The sequence below is a fragment of the Pseudoalteromonas sp. Z9A6 genome, from assembly GCF_011378805.1.
Lineage (GTDB): Bacteria > Pseudomonadota > Gammaproteobacteria > Enterobacterales > Alteromonadaceae > Pseudoalteromonas > Pseudoalteromonas distincta.
The window spans coordinates 1,889-11,825 of the sequence record NZ_WTKZ01000084.1 but is presented as its reverse complement, the minus strand read 5'-3'; the positions used below and the strand labels follow the sequence as shown (position 1 = coordinate 11,825).

The 9,937-nt window shown below is 39.7% G+C and carries 9 protein-coding genes; 2 read left to right on the top strand and 7 right to left on the bottom strand.

Going from position 1 to position 9,937, the window contains the following annotated elements:
• Positions 1-119 precede the first annotated feature (119 nt).
• Both GQR53_RS19305 and GQR53_RS22800 read left to right on the top strand, forming a co-directional pair.
• A complete protein-coding gene (locus GQR53_RS19305) occupies positions 120-749 on the top strand; it encodes an IS66 family transposase (protein ID WP_240917511.1) in 630 nt (209 codons plus the stop codon).
• Positions 749-841 (top strand): hypothetical protein, encoded by a 93-nt coding sequence (locus tag GQR53_RS22800; protein ID WP_082355734.1) that lies wholly within the window; start codon positions 749-751, stop codon positions 839-841. Before GQR53_RS19305 ends, GQR53_RS22800 begins: the two co-directional genes overlap by 1 nt.
• Positions 842-1,014: 173 nt before the next feature.
• Here the strand turns inward: GQR53_RS22800 and GQR53_RS19300 are convergent, their stop codons facing one another.
• The 7 genes from GQR53_RS19300 to GQR53_RS21550 form a co-directional block, all read right to left on the bottom strand.
• Complete coding sequence (locus tag GQR53_RS19300; protein ID WP_010554758.1) at positions 1,015-1,392, bottom strand: diacylglycerol kinase; 378 nt, start codon at positions 1,390-1,392, stop codon at positions 1,015-1,017.
• Entirely contained in the window at positions 1,382-2,113 is a 732-nt protein-coding gene (locus GQR53_RS19295; protein WP_002962876.1) for a phosphatase PAP2 family protein, read from the bottom strand. Before GQR53_RS19295 ends, GQR53_RS19300 begins: the two co-directional genes overlap by 11 nt.
• Positions 2,100-3,002 carry a cation diffusion facilitator family transporter gene (locus GQR53_RS19290; RefSeq protein ID WP_016899514.1) on the bottom strand — a complete coding sequence of 301 codons (903 nt, stop codon included), beginning with the start codon at positions 3,000-3,002 and terminating at the stop codon, positions 2,100-2,102. Before GQR53_RS19290 ends, GQR53_RS19295 begins: the two co-directional genes overlap by 14 nt.
• Positions 3,003-4,616, bottom strand: coding sequence for a phosphoethanolamine--lipid A transferase (locus GQR53_RS19285; protein WP_165744966.1), 1,614 nt, complete (start codon positions 4,614-4,616; stop codon positions 3,003-3,005).
• Positions 4,617-4,815: 199 nt separating this feature from the next.
• Complete coding sequence (locus GQR53_RS19280; RefSeq protein WP_165744965.1) at positions 4,816-8,016, bottom strand: CusA/CzcA family heavy metal efflux RND transporter; 3,201 nt, start codon at positions 8,014-8,016, stop codon at positions 4,816-4,818.
• Positions 8,017-8,028: 12 nt separating this feature from the next.
• Positions 8,029-9,375: an efflux RND transporter periplasmic adaptor subunit gene (locus tag GQR53_RS19275; RefSeq protein ID WP_024603825.1), complete on the bottom strand. Its 1,347-nt coding sequence runs from the start codon at positions 9,373-9,375 to the stop codon at positions 8,029-8,031.
• A 62-nt stretch (positions 9,376-9,437) separates the two neighbouring features.
• On the bottom strand, positions 9,438-9,937 hold a 500-nt coding region (locus tag GQR53_RS21550; RefSeq protein ID WP_240917510.1), incomplete at its 5' end, for a TolC family protein.

Genomic DNA, 9,937 nt, shown 5'->3' with positions numbered 1-9,937 from the left:
TGTTACCCTGGAATTTTAAAACATAGGTGTAGTTCGCTAGACGCTCACCTTAATTGCGGTGATTTATAGGCGATGAAACCTCGTTAAACGTTATTAACGCAGAGAAAGCGACCAGCTATATGTGGCTGTACTGTTGTGGCGATGATAAGCCGGGTAAAGACACTAATATTGTCCTGTTTGATTATCATAATAGTCGCGCGGCCCACTGTGTAGTTGGTTTTCTTGACGGTTATCAAGGCTACATGCACGTTGACGGCTACAAAGCATACGAGCAAACGAAGGCAACACTGGTTGCGTGCTTAGCTCATATACGCCGTAAGTTCATCGAGGCCAAAGGCAATAATAAAAAAACCGTTAAAGCGGATGTAGCACTTAACCTTATTCGCAAACTCTATGGTATTGAGCAAGCCATCAAAGGTAAATCGGTCAGTGAAAAATTCACCGTTAGGCAGCAAAAAGCCAAACCAATCGTTGATGAATTGTATCAATGGTTACTCAAACACAAAGATAAAATCCCTCCCCAAATGGCGCTAGGGAAAGCAATTACCTATGCGATAAACCAGTTTGAGAAATTCAGGCGTTACCTCGATGATGGCAGGCTCAGTATTGATAATAACCGAGCAGAGCGAGCCATAAAACCGTTCGTAATAGGGCGGTTTTATGGCTGTTCTCAAATACCAGTAATGGCGCGCATGCCAGCGCCATACTCTATAGTCTTGTTGAAACCGCAAAGGCAAATGCTCTTGTAGTGCATGACTACATCTCAACGTGCTTGCAACATATTGCAGAGCAGCCAAGTAACCTTGAGCCACTGCTACCTTGGAATATTAAGCAAGGCTAGGTGTCGTTAGCTATACGCTTACAGCAGAAGTTACTATTTGAGTGTTTTGGCTAAAAATGTTTGTATTTTTTGATCTATAGCGGACATGGCTGAAAATATTCTTAATTGTCTAACATAGAGTATTAGATTAAATATATTTTTGAATTATTATACATTCTAATAACATTTACACTTCATAAGCTCAAGTGCTGAATAAATACACCAGCCCATATTAAAGTTGCGATGATAACGCTCACCATCACAGCCAAAGAGCCTAAGTCTTTCGCTAAACCTGACAGCGGATGAATTTCCGCGCCAATTCTATCGACTACTGCCTCAATAGCGGTATTGAAGATTTCTGCCAACAATACGAATAATAAAGCGCACCAAAGAATCACGTACTCAAAAAGTGAAAATGGAAAGAATAAACAGCCCACAACGAGAAGAACTGACAGCCAGAATTCTTGTTTAAACGCTGCTTCATTTGCTATCAGCCATTTAAACGCTCTGAGTGAATGCCCCGCTGCTAGGTATATTCGTTTTATTCCCGTCGGCTTTTGCTTAGTACCCATTGATTGGCTCCTGTTGGCTATTCTTAGCATTAGGTTTGGAATTAGGAAAGTGTAAGGTACGAAACACTACCGCGGCTATCAAACAAATGATTAACCATGACAACGTCATCGTTGTTAGTGTGTGACTTAAAAAATGGTCACCTATCGCCATCTTATAACTCCCCATAATCCAGCCAGTAGAAACAGCAAACGCTATCGCAATACATTGGTATTTCGGACGATAAAACAAAAAGAATAATGACATTAAGGCAAAACCACCGCTGGCATGACCCGCAGGAAAGCACTTGTACTTTTTAGTTGACTCAAACGATTCAGGCATTAATTCAAACGCCTTAACATAAGGGACATCGCCGCCATATAGTTCAAGCTGCGCAGGACAAGCACCATTGGTTGTTGCTTTTAAACCGCCGATGACTGACGGCACTAACATCAAAGAGAAAATAACCACTAATAATCGCTTTTGAAAGTGCTTAGAGTACTTGCGTCTACAAGCGATAACGTAAAAAGCAATGAGCGACAGTGCCAACAAAATAATGCTGTATTTAGGCAACAAGTAAAAAATAAAACGATAAGGCTCTTCATATTTATCAATTAACCACGTTTGGTTGGATGCATTGAATAACAAATTTTGAAGCCAAATATCGCTATTTGTTGTTTCAAATAAAAAAGCAATAAGCGTTAATGCATACATTGAATAAAGCAGGTGTTTACTCAAGTTCAAAACAATTCTCCATTTGCAAGGTGTTCCCTACTACCACTTCTATGGTCGAGTGGTGAATACCGTATTGAGCTGCGAGCAAATCTTTAATTGGCTTAAGATCTTGGAATTGTTCCATCGTTTTTAAGTTAACACTGGTTTCTAAATACACTTCGCTATCATCTAATTGCCACACATGAATGTGTCTTACTTTTTCAACATTCTCCATTGATTCGATATCCTTACAAATCTTATCGATATCGATATCAACGGGGACCGCTTGCATTAAAATACGAATACTTTGCTTAGCTAAAATAATACCGTGGTACACCACATAAACCGAGATAAGTATGGTTGCCAATAAATCGACAACATACCATTGATATAAAATGATCAAACTACCCGCAACAATGACAACGACAGAAGCAAAGGCATCAGATAAATTATGAATAAATGCCGCTCTGAGATTCAAGTTATTCTTCGCGCCTGCTTGATAAGTCAACCACGCGGTTATGGAATCAATCGCTAAGGCTATTGTCGCAATCCAAACAACAATCCAACCATCAATAGGTTGAGGGTTAAAGTACTTCTCAACTGCGGCATAAATGAGATATATACCAAGAATAATAAGGGTAGTAGTGTTGATTAATGCCCCGATAATTTCAGCCCGTTTAAAACCAAAAGTCATTTGGCTATTAGCGGGTTTTCTTGCAATTTTTCTCGCAACAATCGCAATAACGATAGCGCCTGCATCACTGAGGTTATGAAGCGCATCAGCAATCAAGGATAAACTACCTGATAAAACCCCGCCGATAACTTGGGCCACAGTAAGTAAAATATTGATAAATACTGCCATGCTTAATTTTCCGTCATGGTTATGTGCATGGCTGTGCGTATGGTTATTATTTGACATTTACTCTTCCTCTTGCATAACAAATAGTGGTGATGGCGCTTTTTCAGGCAATGACATATCTGTGCTGATATTTAACGCATGTAGTAAAGAAAAAGAAAAAGCATCGTGAGAACTTTCTTTTTTACTTTGTTTGACCGTACTTTCCATATTGTAGTGTGATGAAGAGCCGAACCAAGCAATTAAAGGTACATGAGTCTGTTCTTCAGGCGCCAGCATGTAAGGCATACCATGTAAGTAGAGTCCGTTCTTACCTAACGATTCACCATGATCGCCAATATAAAACATGGCAGTTTCAAAGTTGGTATTGTTCTCTTCTAATAAATTAATGGTTTCATTGATAAAGTAATCGGTATAGAGAATGGCATTATCATACGCATTAACAATTTCGCTAGTTTCACAGGCGGAGAGTTCGCTTGTTTGACAGGCAGGAGTGAACTTCTCAAAGTCTTTGGGGTATCGTTTGTAATATGCCGGGCCGTGGTTGCCCATTTGATGAAGCACTATGAGTACACTACCTTCTTGATCATCAATATACCCCTGTAAACCGTCTAACATACCAATGTCACGACACTCTATATCGCACACTGAATTTAGCTCAGGTGATTTGAAATTTTGGTATTCGACACGATCTGCGACGCCTTTTGAACTAGAGTTATTGTCTCGCCAAAGGACACTTACCCCGGCTTTGGAAATAACATCTAATACGTTTTGTGTTCGCCGTGCTTTTTTATTATCAAATGACTCTCGGTTATCGAATGAAAACATACAAGGGACCGAAATCGCGGTTGATGTGCCACAAGCATAGAATTTATCAAAACTAATTAAATCATCTCTTTGAGCTAATAATGGTGTAGTTTCTCGTTTATAGCCATTTATAGAAAGATTACCCGCATGGACAGTTTCACCGACAATGACAATGTAGAGTTTTTTATGCGACTCTTTATCAATATCATTGGCAGAGTTTACTACCATTAAAAATTCGTTATTTTCTTGCTGTTCAAGCACGTCCTTGAGGAAAAATCCCGTAGAGTAAATGGGATAGATAGGATTTAAGTAAAATCTTAATGGCTTGTGTTCTCTAAAGAAATTAGTGAATTGAGCACTAAAAATATAAAGTGAAACAGTAATTACACCAAGTGCCATGATGGTATTACTTATTTGTAGCCAACAGTTTTTTGTCCATGACGATTTATCTATTTTGACCATAAAAAGGCAAGCTATAGGTACTATGGCTAACAACAAAACAGTTAAAAAATACTCAAATGACAGTAAGTCAGTTGCTTCATCGATATTCGTTTCAGCAATGTTTTGAATCATTACATTATCAATGATGGTGCCAAAGCTATCGGTATAATAACCAGCCATGGCAGATAAGAGTAAAAGACTGCTCAGTACTATTCGAACGGGAATGATAATACTGAAAAATGACACAATAATGGTTAATACACTCATTACCACAAGAGTCAGCGCGATAATAAAACCTTGATTATCTTGCCACGGGTATACCGAATTAACTTGTTCAAAAAATGTAGAATTGCCCGTCACTATAATAAATAGCACGGTGGCGATAATAAGGAGGTTTGGCGAATAATTGAAAAACGACAGCTTTTTCATCATTATTCCCTAAATTTAGGATGCAAAAATTCGAAGCTAATAAAAGCCTACTATTGAATCTCTGCATCGAGTGAAAATGACTGGCTAAGCCCTGCTTTTGACAAGAGCTTAGCTAGTAGCGATTTATAGTGCTATCAAATTAGTTACTTACTTTATTAATTTGTAAGTTAATGAGTAAGTCACTAAGTTATCTAGCGCGTTAGTCTCTAAGATCTTTGATTTTGGCTTTTGAGAACCAAGCATATAAAACCGGTAACACAAACAAGGTGAGTAACGTTGCAGTAACCAAACCGCCAACAATAACACTCGCCAGTGGTCGTTGAATTTCAGCGCCAACTCCATTGGACATCAGCATTGGAATTAAACCTAACGCAGAAGTAATGGCGGTCATTAATACTGGACGTAAACGAGATACTGCCCCATCAAAAACAGCTTTTGAGGTGTCTATACCATCTTTTACCAGCTGGTTAATGCTTTCTACCATGACTACACCATTAAGCACGGCGACACCAAACAAAGTGATAAAGCCGACTGAACTTGGCACTGACAAGTATTGACCTGAAATATACAGTGAGAAAATACCACCTATAACGGCCAAGGGTACATTCACTAAAATAAGCATCGCTTGACCAACAGAGCCAAAGGCGAAATAAAGTAGCAAGGCAATTAGTGCCAATGATAGAGGCACTACCACTGATAGTCGCTGCTGCGCACGTTGTTGGTTTTCAAATTGACCACCAATCACTACAGAATAACCTGCAGGTAAATCTACTTTGCTATCAATAACTGCACGAATGTCGCTAACAACACTTCCCATGTCTCGACCTTGAACATTGGCTTGAATTACCACGCGTCGCTGTACATCATCACGTCGCACTTGTGGTGGGCCAGATTCAAAACTGACGGTAGCAATATCGCCTAAACGTACCCAAGCACCCGTAGGTGATTGTATTCTCAGATCTGCAATAGCTTCTTGGTTATCACGGTATTTTTCTTCAATGCGAACATAAATATCATAACGTTCATTACCATTGATTATTTGGCCAGCGCTAACGCCACCGATACCGTTTTTAACCACTTCCATGACATCGCCAACTGACAAACCAAAACGTGACAATTGCTGTCTTTTCGGTTTAATCACTAACTGTGCTTCACCAGCGATTTGCTCTAAGGCTACATCTCTTGCGCCATCAATTTGTTTGATTGCCGCTTCAATTTCTTGACCTTTGCTCGCCAACATATCTAATTCTGGTCCAAACAATTTAATGGCAAGTTGCGCTTTAACTCCTGACAGTAATTCATCTACACGAGTCGCTATGGGCTGTGAAAAGTTAAGTAATAACCCTGGGAATTGCTCAAGTTTCTCTTCCATTAAACCTTGTAATTCAACGCGATTTTTGGCACTTGTCCATTCTGAAACAGGTTTTAAGCCAATGTAAATTTCGATGTTATTAACTGGTTCAGGATCACCGCCGATTTCAGCACGTCCAATTCGACTTAGGGTATATTCAACTTCGGGGAACTCCATTAACTTTTCTTCAAGAATTGGAGCAACCGACAAGGCTGTTTCTAAACTTGCTGATGGCGCTAATGTTGCTCTTAGGTTAATGGTACCCTCTTCTAATTCTGGTACAAATTCAGTCCCTATTTGAGGTATTAAAGATGCTGCACCCACAAGTAACAATAATGAAGCAATAATAACTACTTTCGTGTGTTTCATCGCGGCTTTGAGGCCTTTTCGATAAAGCTTATCTAATGGTTTTAAGACAAAACTTTCTCTTTCTTTAACGCCTTTATTAAACATAAAGGTTGCTAAGGCTGGAACCACAAACAGTGCCACTAAAATAGCCGAAATAACCGCTAAAATAATACTGATAGCCATCGGCTGGAACAATTTAGCTTCCACTCCTTCAAAGCTAAATAACGGTGTAAATACCACTAAAATAATAGAGGCAGCAAAAAATACCGGGCGTGCAACTTCTTTTCCTGCTTCTTTTAATCGTAGAGGAATGCCTTCTTTATCATGTTCTACATCGTGGGGATCAGCATCTGTGCCTAACGTTCTCGCTTGCGCATTTTTGTAATGTGTTGAATCAGGTCTATTAAGGTGTTTGAACATGTTTTCAACCATCACAACAGAGCCATCAACCAACATACCAATAGCAACAGCGATACCACCTAACGACATTAAGTTTGCCGATAAACCTATCCAAGACATCACCATTAAGGCGATAGCGATTGAAATAGGAATTGAAATTAACACTAAAAAGGTTGCGCGTAAGTTCATTAAAAACAGAGCAAGTACGATAGCGATAAATATAAATGCCAGCGCTAATGCTTGCACTACAGTATCAACTGCTTTAGTAATTAAATCTGCCTGATCGTAGAAAGGTTCAAAACGTACGCCTTCAGGTAGTGCTTGGTTGATCATTGGAATACGTGCACTTATACCGTCGATTGTCACTTTAGTATTTGCGCCCATACGTTTCAATACGATACCTGAAACCACTTCACCTAAGTTTTCAATGTTACCCTGTGCATCTCTGCGCGTCATAGTAACTGCGCCTTGGCGTATTTCACTACCCAGCGAAACCTTGGCTACATCTTCGATAGTCACCACAGTACCATCAACCGTTTTAACCGGTACTTGTCTAATATCAGCTAAACCTGCTTCGCCACTATTAAACCAACCTGTGCCACGAATAACTAATTGCTCTTGTCCACGGTTCATGTACCAACCGCCAACATTGGCATTGTTGTTATCGAGTGCAGTAACAATATCGTCTTGCGTTAACTCATATGATAATAATTTACTTGGCTCAATGTTGACTTGATACTGTCTGACGTTGCCGCCAAAAGATAAGACGTCGGTAACACCATCTACCGGCATAACCAATAACTTTACTATCCAATCGTTCAAGCTCCTTAAGGTCATAGAATCATAACCAGAATCTTTATCTGCAATTAACAAATACTGAAAAACTTGACCCAAACCTGAGGTGTTAGGTCCCATTTCTGGTGTGCCCACGCCTTGCGGAATTAACTCTTTTGCCGCTTGTAAACGCTCAAATACTAACTGGCGAGCAAAGTAGATGTCTGTGCCTTCTTTAAAGACAACAGTAACACCCGATAAACCCGTTTTTGAAATAGAGCGTACTTGCTCTACATCAGGCAACGCATACATTACTGCTTCAATGGGATAGGTTATTAACTGCTCTACTTCTTCAGCGGCTAAGCCCGGTGCTTCAGTATTAACCGCTACCTGAACATTGGTTACATCAGGAAAAGCATCTAAATTTAGTTTTGGGATCACCATAACAGAGCCTGCCATAGTAGCAATTAGGGCGATAATTACTAAGAGTCGATTATTGATCGACCAATCAATTATTTTATTAAACATAATCTTATTCCCCTAGTGGCCGTGCGGATCAAATCCGCCTTTTGCTATTTCTGACGCAACAAAAAAGGCACCTTTTGTTACCAAACGGGTATTAGGCTCAATACCGATAATTTGACGGTAATTGCCTAATGGCTGACCTAATTCAACTTCAACGGCTTTAAATTCACCAGGATGGTCTTCAACAAATACCGTCCAATCACCATCGGCACCACGCATTAATGCTGTTTCTGGTACTGCTATTACAGGGCTTTGCGTATCAAACTGAAAATTTACATTAACAAACATGCCTGAATGCAAACTGTCATCAGTATTTTCAACCGACAGTCTAACGATTCGGGTACGCGTACTTGGATCAATGGTATGTGCTTCTTGAATGACCTTGGCAACATGCACTTGCCCGGCAAACTCAACTTTTGCAATGGTGCCAATAGGAAGACTTAATTTTTTATTTGGCGAAACACGCGCTTCAACCCATAAGTCTTTTTCATCAGCCAATACCATGATTTTTTCACCGGCAGGCACACGTTGTCCTTGAGAGAAATCATCACTTAAAACCACACCAGAGCGCTGAGCGACTAAGGTATATTCACCAAGATTTGATGAGTTGTTTTTTACAATATCTTTAATGGCTGCTTTGGTTAAACCAAAGGCAGTTAATCGACCATAAGCTGAAATGTAATCTGTTTCACTGGCTAATAGGCGGCTTTCACTGACGGTGCCAAGGCCCAATTTTTTAGCTCGTTGCCACTCACTGTAAGCAACACGATATTGTGCTTGTGCTTCGGCCATTGATTCACTAAATAAGGTAACTAAAGACTGACCCTTAGTCACATGTTCACCTAAAATAGCATGACGACTGATCACTACCGATTCAGTACGTGAAGAGACAATGTAACTGGTATAACCGTTCGCTTTTATTTCTCCTGGTGCATAGATACTTTTAGCAAAAATTGCCGGCTTTAAGTTAGTCACTTTGATATTGGCGAGTGCCATTTTTTCTGGACTAAAACTTATGCCTTCTTCATGTTCTTCTTCAGCTGTTTCTTTACTCGCTGTTTCACTACCATGGTCATGACCGTCATCAGATTTCTCCTCCGCAGCATGGTCGTCTTTGCTTTCATCACTACCATGTTCATGACCACTTTCGTCATGCACTTCTTCACTTTCAGAGTCATGATCATGGTCAGTTTTTAATACGATGGATTGCTCTACTGCTGGCGTTTTTTCTAGAGCGGCATCGTTATATGATAATGCCGTAGTTGACACGACAGCTAAGCCAGTAAATAAACTACTTAGGGTAATGAGTTTTATTTTTTTCACTATTTTATGAGATGTTTTATCAGTTATTTTATTTTTCATTTTTAATTCCAAATTCTGTAACAATTCACGCTCATCAAGCCGCGTAAAGTGATATAATAGGTTTAGTCTAATAGCTTAGTTGCCGCATTTAATTGGCCTACATCGAGTAGCCATTGCACTTCGCTTATTTTGAACTGGGCTTGTAATTCAATGCCCGCGTATAAACCTTCCGCTCTTTGTTGTAATGCCAATAAATAATCCGAGGTATTTAAATCACCTACTTGCCATTGTTTTTGCAATAACTGCGCGCTGTGTTCGCCGCGTCCTTGCATTAACTGTTGCCAACGGCCAAGGTATTTTTTATTAGAGATTAGTGAGGCAGTACTTGCCTGTATCAAATACTTTTGCTTACGCATTACTGAACGAAAATTTGCTTCTGCGGCGATAGCTTGTTGGTTTTGTGCTTTGGCATTAGCTTGGTAATCATTACGAATATTTAACGGCATAGAAAAAGTAACTCCGACAACATTATCGACATCATTTTTTCCGGTACTAATTCCAATGGTAGGATCGGCTTTGGTTTCAAGCATGGCATATTGAGCTTTACTTTTTTGCATTTGCC